Raw genomic sequence first — 17,069 nt, 5'->3', positions numbered from 1 at the left:
CAGCGACATGCAACAAGGGCAACAGAGAGACACCATGATCATCGACGCCAGCACGCTGGATGCAACTTCCGCCTACAAGCTGCTGATCGGCAGCATTCTTCCGCGCGCCATCGGTTGGGTCAGCACCCTCTCTCCGGGCGGCGTGGCCAACCTGGCGCCGATCTCCTTCTTCACGGCCGTGGGGCGGTTGCCGCCGATGGTGTCGTTGTCGCTCCAGCCGCGCTCGGACGGCGTCACGCTCAAGGACACCTTCACCAACATCCGCGACACCGGCGAGTTCGTGACGAACCTCGTGACGCTGCCCCAGGCGCATCACATGCACCGCAGCGCTTTCGAATTTCCTTCCGATGTCGATGAGTTCGAGGCCGTGGGCCTGGAGAAAGAGGCCTGCCAAGTGGTTCGCGCACCGCGCGTCAAGGGCGCGCCGATCGCCATGGAATGCCGGCTGGAGCGGGTGATCACCATCGGCGACCTGGGCGACCACGTCGTCTTCGGCGAGGTGGTGCGCTTTCACATCCGCGACGACCTGTACCTGGACCGTGGCCGCATCGACACGGCCGCGCTGGCGGCGGTCGGTCGCCTCGCCGCCGAGTACAGCCTGGTGAACAACGTGTTCACCACGCCGCTGGAGAGCGATCTGCTCGCGTCGCTGGACGGCCGTCGCATGGCGCGGCTGGACGCGCACGCCGCCGACTTTTCGCCGATCGATACGGGCAGCTGGTCCGCATCCGGATCGACGGCCGCCTGATTTCATTTCCATCCCAAACGCACTGGAGACCCCGATGACGAAAAACAAGGAACACGCGCTCGTGTTCGTTCATGGCTTCCTGGACGCGGCAGCCGTCTGGAACGACGTGATCGCCGAATTGAAGACCGATGGCATCGCGGCCATCCAGGTCGACCTGGCGGGCATGGGCGCGCGCGTGGCCGACGAAGGGCCGTTCGACCTCGACCGGTTCGCCGCCGACGTCGGCGCCGTGGTGGATGCGCTCGCCAAGCCCTTCGTCATCGTGGGGCAGAGCATGGGCGCCCAGGTGGCCGAGCTGGTGGCGGCCGCGCGTCTGGATCTCGCAAGGGGACTCGTGCTGTTGACGCCGGTTCCCCTCGGCGGCACGGGCATGCCGCCGGGCGCGCTCGAACCCTTCCGCAGCCTGGGCGGCCAACCGGCGGCGCAGGCCGCGGTGCGGCAGCAACTGACCGCAGGGCTTGCGCCCGCGCAGCTCGACAGGCTCATCGCGCTCGGCCTGCCGGTCCGGCCGGAGGTCGTGGCAGCGACGGCCGATGCATGGAACGCGGGGCATCCCGCAGGCAAGTCGCCGAGCGCGTTCGCGGGGCCGGTACTGATCGTCGGCGGCGAGAGCGACGGGTTCGTCACCGCCGATCTGATCGCCTCGAACGTGGCGCCGCGCTTCCAGCACGCAGCGACGGAAATCATCGCCCGTGCGGGCCATTGGCCCCATGCCGAGCAGCCGACGGCTGTCGCCGGGCTGTTGGACAAATTTGTTGCGAGCATCGATGCCTCCGCATCGGCGGGCAACACCGCCAGCGACGTGCGCAGCCAGGGATGGACGCAAGCCTTCGCGAAGAAATCGGAAGACGCCTTCGCGGAAGCCTTCGATGCAGAAGTGACGCTGGAGGCGAGCACGCTGGCCCTGCCGGTGCAAGGCCTGGCGGACGTCAAGGCGGTCATGGCTGCGGCCAGCAAGATCTACGAGTCGCTGGTCTTCACGCACGAGGCGGTGAACGGGCAGCGCAGCTATCTCGAATGGAAGGCCGTTGCCTTCGGCGGCCAGGAACTGCTCGGCGTGACGGTGCTGCAGAAAAACGAGGCCGGAAAGATCGTTCGAGTGGCCATCCACCATCGCCCGCTGAAGGCCGCACTTCGCTTTTCGCAGGAACTGCGCGAGCGCCTGAGCGGAACCATCACCGCCGCGCATTTCTACAACGGCGCCTGAGTGCGCCCAACCCCCAAGGAGTTTGTATGGTCAAGCGAATGGACGTCGAGTTCCAGGCAGAGGGAGGCGTCGCGCTGCGTGCCTGGCTCTATGTTCCCGAAGGCGGCACGAGACCCGTGAAGCCCTATCCCGCCATCACCATGGCGCACGGCTATGCCGGCACCAGGGAACACGGCATCGAGGCCTTTGCGAAGGCTTTCGCCGAGAGCGGCTTTGTCGTGCTGCTGCACGATCACCGGGGCTTCGGTGCCAGCGAGGGCACCCCGCGGCAAGACGTCGATCCGTGGCGGCAGATTGCCGACTGGCGGCGCGCCATCTCGTACCTGGAGAGCCTGGACTACGTGGACGCCAACCGCATCGGCCTCTGGGGCACCAGCTACGCAGGCGGCCACGCGATCGTGCTGGGCGCGACGGACCGGCGCTTGCGCTGCGTGGTCTCGCAGGTTCCCACGATCAGCGGCTTCGAGCAGGGGCTGCGGCGCATTCCGCCCGAAGGCGTGGCGGCGGTCGAAGCGGCGTTTTCCGAGGATGAACGGGGTCAGCTGCGAGGCGAGCCGCTGCGCCGGCAGAAGATCGTGAGCGCGGACATGAGCGAGCCGGCTTCCTACCGCGCGAAGGATGCCATCGACTTCTACCTGCAGCCCGTGCCCGAGGGGCTCTGGACCAATGAAGTGACCGTGCGTTCGACGCGCGCTGCCCGCATGTACGAGCCCGGTGCATGGATTGCCCGCGTCTCGCCGACGCCGCTGCTGATGGTTGTCGCACTCAACGACACCGTCACGGTGACCGACCTCGCGCTGGCCGCCTACGAGCGTGCGCTGGAGCCCAAGAAGCTGGTGTCGATACCCGGCGGTCACTTCGACCCCTACCTGGTGAATTTCCCGCAATCGAGCGCTGCGGCGCTGGCCTGGTTCCAGGCACACCTTTCCTGAACTTGCACGAATCGACCCCCATGCAACACCTGATCTGCACCATCGACAACCAGACCGCCACCCTGGTGCTGCGCAACCCGCCGCAGAACCGCATCGACGAACAGATGGCCGACGAGCTCGCGGCGGCCATCGAGGCCATCGGCAAAAGCGACGCGCGCGCGGTGCTGCTGCGCGCCGAAGGGCCGGACTTCAGTTTCGGCGGCGACATCCTGCCGTGGCCGGACATGAGCCGTGCATCGCTGCGCGCGCTGTTCGAGCGCTACATGAGCGTCTTCAACCAGTTCGAACGGCTGCCCCTGCCGGTCGTGGCCGCCGTGCAAGGCCTGTGCTTTGGCGGCGGGCTCGAACTGGCGCTGCGCGCGGACATGATCCTTGCATCCGAGACCTCGCGTTTCGGCCACCCCGAGCAGTCGCTGGGCATCGTGACGGTGCTGGGCGGTGTCTACCGCGTGGCCGAGCGGGCAGGGCGTTCGCGTGCGGCCGAATGGGCGCTCACCTCGGAGCAGGTGCCCGCGGCGACGATGGAGCGCTTCGGCGTCGTCAACAGGGTCGTGCCCGATGACCGGTTGCTCGCCGAGGCTTCGGCCTTCGTCGCGAAGATCGCTAACGGACCGACCCGCGCCTACGCGGCGCACAAGGCGCTGCTGCGCACCTGGGCGGTGGGCGGCATCAGCGCCGCGGACGAGGTGATGTTCGACATCGCGATGCCCGTGTTCGATACCGAGGATGTGCAGAAAGGCATTCCCTCCGCAGTGAACGCATTGAAGGCGGGCAAGCCGCGCCCCGTCATGGACTTCAAGGGGCGTTGAGCGCAAGCGCCCTGCACAGGCGCGGGGAAGCCAGGGCGCGAATCAGGACTTGCGCTTGACCGTCTTGTTGTGCTCGAAGAGGTCGACCGCCCAGTCCACGAACACCCGGACCTTCGCGCTCAGGAAACGGTTCGGCGGATACACGATGCTCGTCGCGTACACATCGGATTGCCAGTCTTCCAACAAAGGCACGAGCTGCCCCGATTCGATGGCGTCCTGGACCGCGATGCTGGCCGCCTGGACGATGCCGAGGCCCGCGACACCCGCCGCGAGGTAGGCATGGGTGTCGTTGATCGACAGGCGGTACTGCGGCGTCACCTCCAGCCGCACCGAATCCTTGTGGTAGACGAAAGGCAAGGGGCGGGCGGTGCGGCTCGAAACCATGCCGATGGTGTCGTGGCCCTTCGACAGTTCGTCGGGATGCGTCGGAACACCGCGACGCTCAAGGTAAGAGGGGCTGGCGCAGGTCGTGAAGTGCAGGTAGCCGATGCGGCGCGCAACGAGCGATTGGTCCGCGATGGGTCCGGTGCGGATCGCGCAGTCGACGTTGTCGGCAATGATGTCCACGTCGCGATTGCTCACGCTCAGCTCGATCTCGATGTCCGGGTAGCGGGCGTAAAAGTCGGTCAGCGCGGGCACGACCAGCATCGCGGCCATCGCGACGCTGAGTTCCACCTTGATCTTGCCCGACGGCCTGGCCAGCGAGCTGCGCGTGCCGGCCTCGATGTCCTCGAGTTCCGCGAGCAGCCGGACGGTTCGCTCGTAGTACGTTGCGCCTTCGGCCGTCAGCGTCACGGCACGCGTGCTTCGATGGAGCAGTTGGGCGTTCAGTTGGGATTCGAGCGCCTGCACAAGCCGCGTCACGGTCGGCTTGGGCACATTCAGGGTCTTGGCCGCCTTGGTGAAGCTGCCGGACTCGACCACCCGGACAAAGGCGGCCATTGCATTGAATCGGTCCAAGGGTTCGTCCGTTAGTGATCTACCTTGCCATGATAGGCGCAGCTCACCCCGCGAACTCCTGTGTCGACACGACCTTGGCATAGCCGAAATTGAGCGCTGCCATGAACGCTGCATGAACTTGAGCTGCCGGTACCTTCACGCCGTCGAACTCCAGATCGTGCGTGGCGCAGGCGTCATGGACCACCGTCACGTCGAAACCATAGTCGTCCGATGCTCGGGACACCGCATCGATGCACATGTGGCTCATGTTCCCGATGACCGCGACTTTTTCGATCTTGGCGTTGTCCAGTATTTCCTTGAGATTCGTTTCGCGATACGGATTCATGAAGTGTTTCAGGACCACCGTTTCGTCCGGCAAATTCAGGGCCTTCTTGTGCAGTTGCGCACCCTCGGTATCGGGGACGAAGAATGCAGCCCCTTGAGAAAGCGTTTCGTGGCGAATGTGCACCACCAGATCGCCCGAGCGCCGGGCCTTATCGATGACGCGCGCCGCGTTATCGGCAGCATTTTCGACGTCATGGAGCAGCCATTTACCGCCGGGGAAATAGTCGTTCTGAATGTCGACCACGATGAGTGCTTGATTGGTCATTGCCTGTCCTTGAGAAAGTTGAATGAAATACAGGAGCACACAAGCCGGACCCATCGATTGGATGGAGAAGCGATTGCGTTGCTTTCTGCCGTTCAACGAATGTAGGGTTGCTCTCTCTCGGGGGGAATGAGCGGGATCTTCAATTCACTTTTCTGCAAGTCGTCGGTAGTTGTGGCTGCGGAAGATCCAATGCAGCCTTGTTGCGATGCTTGTGACAACCGAAAGTTGCTCGCAACCGCCTGGTGCGGCGTGATGGCGGGAGCCCAGCGTGCGAGCGCCTGCCGCTCAGATCAGGCCCGCCTGAACAGCCAGGCTCACCGCCTGCGCCCTCGAATGCACATGCAGCTTCTTGTAGATGCTCTTGATGTGCGCGTCGACCGTCTGGCCGGTGATGCCAAGCTTCGCGCCGATCTCCACCGAGACGTGGCCCAGCGCAACGAAGCGCAGGATCTGGCTCTCCCGGTGCGAGAGCGTCGTCTCGTGCTGGAGCGGTGCCGACGGCGCTGCCGACAACGGAAACGCATCGTCGGCCAGCGGCTCGGGAGGTTGCTGGTTCATGAGGTGCAGCAGGCGCCGTGCGAGCCGCGGCGTGATGGCCGCGCCGCCGTTCATCACGTGCAGCACCGCATCGGGAAAGCGCTGCAGCCAGGCGTTCTTCAGCAGGAAGCCGGTCGCGCCCAGCTCGAAGGCGCGCAGCACATGCGCTTCGTCTTCGAAGGCGGAGATCACGATGACCTCGATGTTGCTGCGGTGACGCCGCGCCTCGTCGATCAGCTCGAAGCACAGCCCGTCGCTCAGCCGCAGGTCCACCATCAGCACGTCGAACTCGTGCGCGACCAGCAGCTTGCGTCCTTCGCGGATGCTGTCGGCCTGGCCCTCCAGCTGGATGCGCAGGTCCGCCAGCAGCTCCCGCGCGATCGTGCGGCGCACCAACTCGTCGTCGTCGACGAGCAGCACGCGAACCGGCGATCTTTCCTGGCCCATGAGGAAGTCGGGCCACAGCGCGGTCGCGGGGGCGCAGACGCCGGGCATGGCGTTCTGGCGGTAGGGCGTCATGGCAGTGGAGGCGGGTTCGCCGGAAGGAATGAGCGTGACATCGGGCACGTCCTCGGTCCGGTGGATGTGGGTGGGCTCTTGCCGGGCGGGTCGGGCCGGGGGAGCGGCCGCCTCCACCATCCCGGCTGCTTCCAGGACCCTGTGCGGGTGATCGAGCGGCGTGACGAGTGATTCCTGGCGCTCTTCATCCGCCATGCCGCCGCGGTTGCGCAGGTGCGCGATTTCCGCGCGCCCTTCGTCCGTGATGGCCAGGATGACCGCGCTTTCGTAGTGCTGGTAGCCGAAACCGTCGAATTGGAATTCGGCTTCGATCAGCCCGGTCGCCACGAGCACCGATGCATGCCGGATGTCCGCTTCCGCGGTGAGCGTGACGGGAAATCGCCTGCGCAGGAGCTGAAGAAGAAGAGCGAGCGGCATCCGATGCTCCCGTTGTTCAGCGCACGCGCGCACCCGCACCCGTGGCCGTGCTGTCCACCGCCGGCCTGCCGTCGAGCGCCAGCGTCGCGTTGAGCGCATCCAGCGCGTCGGGGGTCAACGTGCCGTTGGCCTGCCGAAGCCGCAGGGTTCCCAGCAGAACGTTGTAGCGCGCCTGCGCCAGATCGCGCTTGGTCTGGAACAGCTGGCTCTGCGAATTCAGGACGTCGATGTTGATCCGCACGCCCACCTGGTAGCCCATGCGGTTGGCGTCCAGCGCCACTTGGCTCGACGCTTCCGCGGCCTCGAGCGCCTTCACCTGGCTCGCGCCGGAAACCAGCCCGAGAAACGCAGCGCGCGTCGATACCGAAACACTGCGACGCGTGTTGTCCAGCGTGGCGCGCGACTGGTCCGCGAGGGCCAGCGTTTCGCGCACCCGGTTCTCGGTCGCGAACCCTGCGAACAGCGGCATGTTGAACACCACGCCGACGCTGGCTGCGCCCACGCGCGTCTTGCCGGCCGATGCGGTGCTGGAGGTCGTGTTCTGCGGATTGGTCGTGATGTTGTAGCCCAGCTGGGCGTCGATCGTCGGCAGGTGTCCGGCCTGGGCCTTGCGGATCTCCAGCGTCGCCACTTCGACGCCGCGGCTGGCCTGCAGAATGGCCGGATGCGTGGCTTCGCCTTGCGCGAGCCACGCGTCCACGCTGTTCGGCGTGAGCGGCGGCAGCAGCACGGGTGCCGCGAGCGGCGTGGGGCTGCTGCCGGCTTGTCCGACGAGCTGGTCGAGGATGATCTTCTTGACCTCCAGGTCGTTGGCCGCCGCGATCTCCTGCGCCACGACGAGGTCGAAGCGCGCCTGCGCTTCGCGCGTGTCGGTGATGGTCGAGGTGCCGACATCGAAATTGCGCTTGGCGGACGCAAGCTGCTCCACCACGCCCAGCTTCTGCGCCCGCACCAGCACGAGGCTGTCGTAGCTCGCGAGCACATCGAAGTAGGCCTGGCTCACGCGCACCACGAGGTCCTGTTCGGCAAGCACCAGTTGCGACTGCGCGATCTCTTCCTGCAGCCCGCTTTGCTCATAGGTGGCCCAATTGGCAGGCCGGTAGAGGGGCTGAGTCAGGTTGATGCCGACGTTGCGCGAATTCACGCCGCGCGAGGTCGATGTACCGGCAGTGGAGACGTCCTGCTCGGTGAACGATGCGCCCGCCGTCAGGTTGATCGCCGGAAGCACGCCCGCACGTGCCTGCGCCGCACGCGCCACGGTGGCGGCGTACTGCGCTCGCGCGCCTTGGTAGACGGCGTCGTAGTCGCGCGCCGATCGATAGAGCTCCACCAGACTTTGCCCCCACGCCGGTGCGGCCCCGAGCGCCAGCAAGAGCGAAAGCAAGCAAGCGGATGGACCGCTTGCCGATGCCCTGCGGCCGTGCCCGCGCGCGCCGGGCAGGGCGCGATGAACGCCTTGTGCGCTTGTCTCCATGTCTTGTCTCCTCCGTGGCCTCCAACCTCCCTGTCTTCAAAATTACTACCTATTGCTTAAGGACTTCTTAAGGGTGGGACTAAAGACTGTGATGACGGAAGTAGCGTTCCGAAACACCCCACCACCACAAGCACTGAGGAGCCATGCCATGTCCGTCACAGTCAATCAAGCAGACCTCGAGTTCATCCTTGCGCAAATCAAGATCTCGGAGGCCCACGCCGCCGGCCAGCCGTTGTTCGGACCGGGCGGGCTGGTCCCGGCGTACAACGTCAGCTGGGGTTTGCGAACGGTGGATGGCACGTACAACAACCTGCTCCACGAAACATGGGGCGCCGCGGACCAGCCGTTCCCGACGCTGCTAGACCCGGCATATCGGCCGGCGGACGGCACGCTGTTCGATCCCGACGGCCCCGGTCCCGCGCCCGCCATGCCGACGGCGGCGAACTACAACCCGAGCAACAACCCGAACTCGCTCGTCTTCGATTCGAGCCTGCGCACCATCTCCAACCTGCTGGTCGACCAGACCCTGGGCAATCCGGCCGCCATACTGACCGCGCTGGACCGCGCGGGCGCGGCCAACCCCATGGCCGATCTGGCCGCCATCACGGTCATCTACCAGGCCTTCAAGCCCGCGTCCGATGCCGAGTACCAGGCCCGTGTCGTGGCGCAGAACGCCCGTGCGGATGCCGAAGAACTCGGCGACGGCGATCCCGCCACGCCGCCCACACCCGCGGAGCAGGCGGCCCTCGATGCGGCCGATGCCGCGGACGCCGCGCATGCGCTGACCGTCACGGCATTGCAGGAGGCCCGCGTGGTGCGCGACGCCGCCATCGAGCCCTTCGGCATCACGATGGATGGCGACAACGTCAGCCTGCCCAACATCTCGCCGGACGTGGGCCTGTCGGCATCGTTCAACTCGTGGTTCACCCTCTTCGGCCAGTTCTTCGACCATGGCCTGGACCTGGTCAACAAGGGCGGCAGCGGCACGGTGTTCATTCCGCTGCAGCCGGACGATCCGCTGTACGTGGAAGGCAGCCCGACCAACTTCATGGTGCTGACCCGCGCCTCGGTGTCCCCCGGCGCGGACGGCATCATGGGCACCGCGGACGACGTGCGGCCGGTGAACACCACCACGGCCTTCGTCGACCAGAACCAGACCTACACCTCGCACTCTTCGCACCAGGTGTTCCTGCGCCAGTACACGCTGAACGGCGACGGCCAACCGGTGGCGACCGGCAAGCTGATCGAAGGCGGCAACGGCGGCATGGCGACCTGGGGCGAGGTCAAGGCGCAGGCCCTGATGCTGGGCATCGAGCTGACCGACTTCGACGTGGGCAGCGTGCCGCTGCTCAGAACGGACCAGTACGGCAACTTCATTCCCAATGCCGCGACCGGCATGGCGCAGGTCATCGTGGGCATCGGCGCCGACGGCATTCCGAACACGGCAGACGATATCGTGGTCTCCGGTACGCCGGGCAGCCCGGTCAATCCGACGACGGCGGCGGCACTGCGCACGGGCCACGCGTTTCTTGCGGACATCGCGCACGAGGCGGTTCCGATCGGCAAGATCGCCGACGGCGACATCACCATCGGCCTCGGAAACCCGGGCAACGGCGACACGGAGTACGACAACGAACTGCTCGACGCCCACTTCATCGCCGGCGACGGCCGCGTGAACGAAAACATCGGCCTCACCGCCGTGCACCACGTGTTCCATGCGGAGCACAACCGCATGGTCGAGCACAACCAGGAAGTCATTCTGTCCACCGCGGCCGGCGGCAACTTCGCCTTCCTGAACGAATGGCTGATCGAGGACGTGACCGCGCTGCCGGCGGATCTGAGCACGCTTGTGTGGGACGGCGAGCGGCTGTTCCAGTCCGCCAAGTTCACCACCGAGATGCAGTACCAGCATCTGGTGTTCGAGGAGTTCGCGCGCAAGATCCAGCCGCAGATCAATCCGTTCGTGGTGCCCGACGGTTTCGACGTGACCATCAATCCGTCGATCGTTGCCGAGTTCGCGCACGTGGTGTATCGCTTCGGCCACTCGATGCTCACCGAGTCGATCGACCGGTTCGATCCGAACTTCAACGCGGACGACATCGGGCTGATCCAGGGCTTTCTGAATCCTGTCGCGTTCGATTCCGGGCATGCCATCACCGACGACATCGCCGCCGGCGCGATCATCCGCGGCATGACGCGCCAGGTCGGCAACGAAATCGACGAGTTCGTGACCGGCGCGCTGCGCAACAACCTCCTGGGCCTGCCGCTGGACCTCGCGACCATCAACCTGGCACGAGGCCGCGACACGGGCGTGCCGTCGCTCAACGCCGCGCGGCGCGAGTTCTTCGACGCGACCAACAACGCGGCGGAACTGCGGCCGTACGACAGCTGGGTGGACTTTGCCGGCAACCTCAAGCACGAGGCGTCGATCATCAATTTCGTCGCCGCCTACGGCACGCACTCATTGATCACCGGCCAGACGACGATCGAAGGCAAGCGCGATGCGGCGCTGACGATCATCACCGGCGCGGCGGTCGGCGGGCTGCTGGTGCCCGCCGATGCAGTGGACTTTCTCAACGGCAGCGGCGCATGGGCGAGCGGCGCGAACGGCGTCACCACCACAGGCCTGGACAACGTGGACCTCTGGATCGGCGGCCTCGCGGAAAAGATTCTTCCCTTCGGCGGCATGCTCGGCTCGACCTTCAATTTCGTGTTCGAGCAGCAGATGGAAAGCCTGCAGAACGGCGACCGCTTCTACTACCTGCAGCGCCTGGACGGCCTGCACCTGTTCGGCGAAATGGAGAACAACTCGTTCGCCGAAATGATCATGACCAACACGAACGCGACGCACCTGCCGTCGGACGTGTTCTCCACGCCGGGGCTGGCGCTGGAGGTGGACATCACCCGCCAGTTCAATGACCTGGACGGCAACGGCACGCTGGAGAGCACCGACCCGGTGGGCGGCGGCATCCTGACGCCGCTGGTGGTTCGCAACAACCCTGGGACGGTCGGGCCCGACAGCAACTACCTGCGCTACACGGGCGACGAGCACGTGGTGCTGGGCGGCACCGAGGGCAATGACATCATCATCGCCAGCGAGGGCGACGACACGATCCACGGCGACGGCGGCAACGACAACCTGGAAGGCGGCGCCGGCAACGACATCATCAATGCCGGGGCGGGCGACGACATCGTGCGCGACCTGGGCGGCGACGACAACATCAAGGCCGGCGACGGCAACGACGTGGTGCACGGCGGCCCGGGGCTGGACCTCATCATGGGCGGCAAGGGGCAGGACTTCATCGTGCTGGGCACGGATGCCGGCTCCGAGGTGTTCGCCGGCGAGGGCAACGACTTCATCCTGGGCAGCAAGAACGCCGAGCGCATCCTGGGCAACGAGGGCGACGACTGGATCGAGACCGGCACCTTCGACGGTGCGCCCGGCGACAGCTTCGACGAGATCTTCGCGCGCGACAGCATCGTGGGCCACGACGTGTTCCTGGGCGACGGCGGCTTCGACGAGTTCATCGCCGAGGGCGGCGACGACATCATGGTGGGCAGCCCCGGCCGCGGCAAGCTGGCCGGCATGTCGGGCTGGGACTGGGTGACCTACAAGGACAACACCGCCGGCATCAATGCCGACCTCACGCGCGCCATCGTGTTCGACGAGAACCCGGCCCCGCCGCAGAACGGAACGCTGGACGGGTACGAGTCGGTCGAGGGCCTCTCGGGCACGCGCTTTGCCGACGTGCTGATCGGCGCCGACACGCTGGCCGAAGAGCGGCTGCCGTTCGCGCAGGGCGGCACCGAGGGCTACGCGGGCAACCTGCTCGATGCGGCGGGCATCGCACGCATCAACGGCCTGCAGGCCGTGCTGGGCGCGGGCGTGGTGAACTACTCGGCGGGCGACATCATCCTGGGCGGCGACGGGGGCGACCTCATCATGGGCCGCGGCGGCGACGACATCATCGACGGCGACAAATGGCTGGACGTGCAGATCGGCGTCTTCGCAGTCGGCGACACCGCGCACACGGGCACGCCAATCGCGCTGCACAACAGCATGAAGACGCTGGTCAACAGCATGTTCGCGGGGCAGATCAACCCCGGGCAGTTGGCCATCGTGCGCACCATCCGGACCGACGAGACGGCGGGCGACATCGACACCGTCGCGTACCTCGGGCCGATCGCCAACTACGCGTTCGGCACCGACGCCAACGGGCGGCTCACGGTGACCGACGTGAGCGCCGACCCGATCGAGGGCACCGACACGCTGAGCAACATCGAGCGGCTGCAGTTCACCGACGCCACGCTGGGCATCGTGACGGGCACCGCCGGCAACGACACGCTCAACGGCACGGCGGGCAACGACCTGCTGCTGGGCCTCGCGGGCAACGACACGCTGAACGGGCTGGCCGGGGACGACGTGCTGGTCGGCGGCGCAGGCACCGATACGCTCAACGGCGGGCTGGGCAACGACACCTATGTGTTCGGACTGGCGGACGGCAACGACACGATCAATGAACCGGTCAACGCCACCAGCGGCGGGACGGCCGACCGCATCGTGATCCAGGCGGGCATCGACCCGGTCACGCTGCTGGCCAACCCGCTTGTCGGGCTCAACGCCACGGACAACAACACGGGCACCAACAACGGCAGCCTGGTGCTCAGTTTCAACGGGCAGACGGTGACCGTCAACGGCCACTACACCGGGACCAATGCGCAGACCGGCGTGGAGCGCATCAACTTCACCGACAGCAGCTATGCGGGCTACCTGCTCGGCGTGGACGACTACCTCATCAGCCGCCTGGATCCCACCGGCGGTTCGCGCACCATCGACCTGTCCGCCTCGACGGCCAACAACTTCATCGCCGGGGAGAACGGCACCAATGACCTGATCACCGGGGGCCTGGGCAACGACCTGATCTTCGGCGGCACCGGCGACAACGAACTGCATGGCGGCGACGGCGATGACCTGCTGGTGGGCGGCTCGGGCAACGGCGACGACGACCTGCTCGACGGCGGACTGGGCGCCGACACCATGGTGGGCCTGAACGGCAGCGACACCTACGTCGTGGACGACGTGCTGGACGTGATCGTCGAAGCGGCCGGCGCCAACACCGGCACCGACCAGGTCCAGACCGAGCTGGCCGCCTTCTCGCTGGAGCTCATCGCCAACGTGGAGAACCTCACCTACACGGGCATCGACGCCGACCCGTTCGTGGGCACGGGCAACGCGCTCAACAACGTCATCAGCGGCGGCGACCTGGCCGACACGCTGGCCGGGCTCGGCGGCAACGACACGCTCAATGGCGGGATCGGTGCCGATGCGCTGGACGGCGGCGAGGGCAACGACACCCTCAACGGCGGTGACGACAACGACACGCTGCTGGGCGGCATCGGCAACGACATCCTCAACGGAGGCGACGGCAACGACACGCTGGACGGCGGCGTCGGCAACGATGCGATGGCCGGCGGCGCGGGCGACGACACCTACCTGGTGGACAGCGCGACGGACACCGTGGCCGAGGGCGCGGGCGCCGGCACGGACACCGTGCAATCGACCCTCACTTACACCATCACCGACGCAGACGTCGAGAACCTCACCCTGCTGGGTACCGGCAACATCAACGGCACGGGCAATGCCGGCAACAACGTGCTGACCGGCAATGCGGGCAACAACGTGCTGACGGGCGGTGGCGGCAGCGACACCGCGAACTACGCCACCGCGGCGGCGGCGGTGACGGTGTCCCTGGCGATTGCCGCGGCGCAGGCGACCGGCGGTGCCGGCAGCGACACGCTCTCGAGCATCGAGAACCTCGTGGGCAGCGCCTTCGGCGACACGCTCACGGCGAGCGGCACCGCGGGCACGGGTGTCGTCAACCTGCTGAGCGGCGGCGCGGGCAACGACACGCTCTCGGCCACGGTCGACAACGTGCGCGACACGCTCGATGGCGGCGCCGACCTGGACACGGCCAACTACTCGGCCTACACGGCGGCGCTGACGGTGAACCTGGGCGGCGCGGCACCGATCATCGTCACGGGCTCGGGCAGCAACGCAGCCAACTCCGACGTGATCGTGGGGATGGAGAACTTCACCGGCGGCAGCGGCAACGACACCATCACCGGCAGCGCCGGCGCGAACGTGCTGAACGGCGGCCTCGGTGCGGACACCTTCAACTACACGATCGGCGGCGGCGCCGACACCATCGTGGGCGGCGGCGGCAACGACGTGCTCAACATCACGGGCGCGGCGAACAACGATGTGCTGGACGTGGTCTACAACGGCGCCATCACGGGCTTCGAGGGCGGCACGGTGACCGGCGTCGAGTCGATCAACGCCAACCTGGGCGGCAATGCGGACACGCTCTCGTACGGCGACTCCACCACGGCCGTCAACGTCAATCTGTTGGCGGGCACGGCCTCGGGCTTCACCTCGATCGCGAGCATCCTGAACGCCACGGGCGGCGCGGGCAACGACACGCTCACGGGCAGTGCCGGCGCCAACACGCTCATCGGCGGTGCGGGCAACGACACCATCAACGGCGGGGCGGGCGGCGACATCCTGATCGGCGGCATCGGCGCGGACATCCTCAACTCGGGCGCGGCGAACGACAACGTGCAGGACATCTTCCGGTTCAGCGCGACCAACGAGTTCGGCGACGTGGTGAGCAACTTCGACGCCAACGGCCCGACCGCGGCGGGCGACGACCGCATCGAGTTCGGCGGCGCGCTCAACACGGCCTGGGACGACGGCAACAACAACGACAACTTCCTCTTCGGTACCGGCAACGGCGCGGGCGGCACGGTGAATGTCACGGTGGGGCAGGGCAACGGCGACATCGAGGCGCTGCTCCTGACCGGCGCGGGCGGGGAGGGCGTGACCACGGCCAACCTGGGCAATGCGGCGGCGGTTGCGGCGGCGTTCAACAGCGAATTCGCGATCACCGCGGCCAACGGCGAGGACGCGCTGCTGGTCATCAACGACACCAACGGCAACAGCTTCTCGCTGTGGCAGTGGGTGCAGGCCGGCGGCGGGGAAACGTCGGCGGCGGAGCTCACGCTGATCGGCACGTTCAGTGCCAATGCGGCGGTGGTGGCGGCGAACTTCGACTTCGTCTGATCGGCAAAAAAAGCAAGGTACGGCGCGGGGCGTGCAAGCGCCCCGCGCCGAATACCGGAGGAGATCCAACATGAAGCCGATCTGGGCCGAGCTGAAGCCGCTGCTGTTCAGCATGGCGCTCTTCTCGTTCGTCATCAACCTGCTGTACCTGGTGCCTGCGCTGTTCATGCTGCAGGTGTTCGACCGCGTGATTCCCACCAACAGCCGCGAGACGCTGTGGGTGCTGCTGGGCGGCGTGGGCACGGCGCTGTTCATTCTTTTCGTGCTCGACTATGTGCGGCTGCGCCTGCAGCACCTCACGGGGCACATCGTCGACGAGCGGCTCTCGCCGCCGGTGATGCATGCGGTGGTGACCGCCGCCGCGCGCTCCACGCTCAATGCGCGGCCCGATGCGATGCGCGACATCGCGACGCTGCGGGGCCTGTTCTCGGCCAACGGATTGACGGCGCTGATGGACGCGCCGTGGATCGTCGTCTACGTGGCCGTCATCGCCTTCTTTCATCCGGCGCTCGGCCTGGGGGCCGCGGGGGCGGCCGCCGTGATGATCGGCCTGGCCTGGCTCAACGACCGCGTGAACCAGAAGGCGCTGGACGCGGTGCAGCGCGAAACGCGCCAGGCCTCGCGCTACGTCGAGGGGTCGCTGCGCAACGCGGAGGTGCTGCAGGCCATGGGCATGACCGAGCGCCTCTTGGGCCGCTGGCGCAAGCAACAGGACGAGGCCCTGGCGCTGCAGGCCAGCACCAGCCACGCGAGCGTGTCGTTCAGCGCCGCCTCGCGCTTTCTGCGCCAAGGCGTGCAGGTGATGATGATGTCGATCGGTGCCTACCTGGTACTCACGCAGGCGGCGTCGGCCGGCGTGATGATCGCCACCACCGTGCTGCTCGGCCGCGCCCTGCAGCCGGTGGAGCAGATCGTGGGCAGCTGGCGCGTGCTGAACGAGGCGCGCTCGGCCTACCGGCGCCTGCGCGATCTGTGCGAGCACTTCGGCAAGGACGTGCCGCGCATGTCGCTGCCCCGGCCGGTCGGCCATATCCGGGTGCACGGCATTTCGTTTCGCCCGCCCGGCTCGGAGAAGCTGGCGCTGTCGGGCGTGTCGCTGAACCTCGTGGCCGGCGAAGCTCTGGCCATCATCGGGCCGAGCGCGGCAGGCAAGTCGACGCTCGCGCGCCTCATGACCGGCATCTGGCAACCGACCATGGGAACGATCCGGCTGGACGGCACCGAGCTCTCGACCTGGTCGCGGCGCGAGCTCGGCCCCTGGATCGGCTATGTGCCGCAGGACGTGGAACTGTTCGACGGCACGATCGCCGACAACATCTGCCGGCTGGGCGAGCCGGACGGCGAAGCCGTCATCGCCGCGGCCAAGCGCGCCAACGCGCACGAGATGATCGTGCAGCTGCCGATGGGTTACGACACGCAGATCGGCGACAACGGCGCGCGCCTTTCGCCGGGCCAGCGTCAGCGGATCGCGTTGGCCCGCGCCATGTACGGCGACGTGCGCCTGCTGGTGCTCGACGAGCCGAATGCGAGCCTCGATGCCGAGGGCGAAATAGCCCTCGCGCGCGCGCTCAGCGGCCTGCGCGCCGAGGGGGTGACCTCGATCGTGGTGACGCATCGCCCCTCGCTGGTCGCGCACGTGGACAAGATCCTCATCCTCGAAGCCGGGCAGGTGAAGCAGTTCGGCCCGGCCAGCGAGGTGATGAAGTCGATGCAGAAGCAGGCGCAGGCAGCGCTCACCGAGCGCGCCGCATGAGGCC

At 67.0% G+C, this 17,069-nt stretch carries 10 protein-coding genes; 6 read left to right on the top strand and 4 right to left on the bottom strand.

The window, feature by feature from the left end; genetic code table 11:
* Positions 1-34: 34 nt before the first annotated feature.
* From JC881_RS00725 to JC881_RS00710, 4 genes are read left to right on the top strand one after another with little or no spacing between them, the layout of a single operon-like run.
* Positions 35-748, top strand: a complete 714-nt coding sequence (locus tag JC881_RS00725; protein WP_198783805.1) for a flavin reductase family protein — start codon at positions 35-37, stop codon at positions 746-748.
* Between the two features lie 34 nt (positions 749-782).
* Positions 783-1,955, top strand: a complete 1,173-nt coding sequence (locus JC881_RS00720; protein WP_198783804.1) for an alpha/beta fold hydrolase — start codon at positions 783-785, stop codon at positions 1,953-1,955.
* Positions 1,956-1,981: 26 nt separating this feature from the next.
* A complete protein-coding gene (locus tag JC881_RS00715; RefSeq protein WP_198783803.1) occupies positions 1,982-2,887 on the top strand; it encodes an alpha/beta hydrolase in 906 nt (301 codons plus the stop codon).
* Positions 2,888-2,907: 20 nt separating this feature from the next.
* Positions 2,908-3,696 carry an enoyl-CoA hydratase/isomerase family protein gene (locus JC881_RS00710; RefSeq protein WP_198783802.1) on the top strand — a complete coding sequence of 263 codons (789 nt, stop codon included), beginning with the start codon at positions 2,908-2,910 and terminating at the stop codon, positions 3,694-3,696.
* A gap of 42 nt (positions 3,697-3,738) precedes the next feature.
* Here the strand turns inward: JC881_RS00710 and JC881_RS00705 are convergent, their stop codons facing one another.
* The 4 genes from JC881_RS00705 to JC881_RS00690 all read right to left on the bottom strand — a co-directional run bounded on the left by JC881_RS00705 (position 3,739) and on the right by JC881_RS00690 (position 8,192).
* Positions 3,739-4,638, bottom strand: a complete 900-nt coding sequence (locus tag JC881_RS00705; protein ID WP_233101470.1) for a LysR family transcriptional regulator — start codon at positions 4,636-4,638, stop codon at positions 3,739-3,741.
* Positions 4,639-4,699: 61 nt separating this feature from the next.
* A complete protein-coding gene (locus tag JC881_RS00700) occupies positions 4,700-5,245 on the bottom strand; it encodes a cysteine hydrolase family protein (protein ID WP_198783800.1) in 546 nt (181 codons plus the stop codon).
* A 285-nt stretch (positions 5,246-5,530) separates the two neighbouring features.
* Positions 5,531-6,301, bottom strand: a complete 771-nt coding sequence (locus JC881_RS32775; protein WP_198784852.1) for a response regulator transcription factor — start codon at positions 6,299-6,301, stop codon at positions 5,531-5,533.
* A 433-nt stretch (positions 6,302-6,734) separates the two neighbouring features.
* On the bottom strand, positions 6,735-8,192 hold the full coding sequence (locus JC881_RS00690) for a TolC family outer membrane protein (RefSeq protein ID WP_198783799.1): 1,458 nt from the start codon (positions 8,190-8,192) through the stop codon (positions 6,735-6,737).
* A gap of 148 nt (positions 8,193-8,340) precedes the next feature.
* Here JC881_RS00690 and JC881_RS00685 point away from each other — a divergent pair, with 148 nt between their 5' ends.
* Positions 8,341-15,312, top strand: coding sequence for a peroxidase family protein (locus JC881_RS00685; RefSeq protein ID WP_198783798.1), 6,972 nt, complete (start codon positions 8,341-8,343; stop codon positions 15,310-15,312).
* 70 nt (positions 15,313-15,382) lie between these two features.
* Complete coding sequence (locus JC881_RS00680) at positions 15,383-17,065, top strand: type I secretion system permease/ATPase (protein WP_198783797.1); 1,683 nt, start codon at positions 15,383-15,385, stop codon at positions 17,063-17,065.
* Positions 17,066-17,069 lie beyond the last annotated feature (4 nt).

Source organism: Variovorax sp. IB41 (assembly GCF_016405905.1).
Taxonomy (GTDB): domain Bacteria; phylum Pseudomonadota; class Gammaproteobacteria; order Burkholderiales; family Burkholderiaceae_C; genus Variovorax.
This window is presented reverse-complemented; position numbering and strand designations above follow the sequence as displayed.

Coding starts and splice junctions, on each gene's coding strand:
- JC881_RS00725 (WP_198783805.1), top strand. CDS start 35: ATGATCATCGACGCCAGCACGCTGGATGCAACTTCCGCCTACAAGCTG.
- JC881_RS00720 (WP_198783804.1), top strand. CDS start 783: ATGACGAAAAACAAGGAACACGCGCTCGTGTTCGTTCATGGCTTCCTG.
- JC881_RS00715 (WP_198783803.1), top strand. CDS start 1,982: ATGGTCAAGCGAATGGACGTCGAGTTCCAGGCAGAGGGAGGCGTCGCG.
- JC881_RS00710 (WP_198783802.1), top strand. CDS start 2,908: ATGCAACACCTGATCTGCACCATCGACAACCAGACCGCCACCCTGGTG.
- JC881_RS00705 (WP_233101470.1), bottom strand. CDS start 4,638: ATGGCCGCCTTTGTCCGGGTGGTCGAGTCCGGCAGCTTCACCAAGGCG.
- JC881_RS00700 (WP_198783800.1), bottom strand. CDS start 5,245: ATGACCAATCAAGCACTCATCGTGGTCGACATTCAGAACGACTATTTC.
- JC881_RS32775 (WP_198784852.1), bottom strand. CDS start 6,301: ATGACGCCCTACCGCCAGAACGCCATGCCCGGCGTCTGCGCCCCCGCG.
- JC881_RS00690 (WP_198783799.1), bottom strand. CDS start 8,192: ATGGAGACAAGCGCACAAGGCGTTCATCGCGCCCTGCCCGGCGCGCGC.
- JC881_RS00685 (WP_198783798.1), top strand. CDS start 8,341: ATGTCCGTCACAGTCAATCAAGCAGACCTCGAGTTCATCCTTGCGCAA.
- JC881_RS00680 (WP_198783797.1), top strand. CDS start 15,383: ATGAAGCCGATCTGGGCCGAGCTGAAGCCGCTGCTGTTCAGCATGGCG.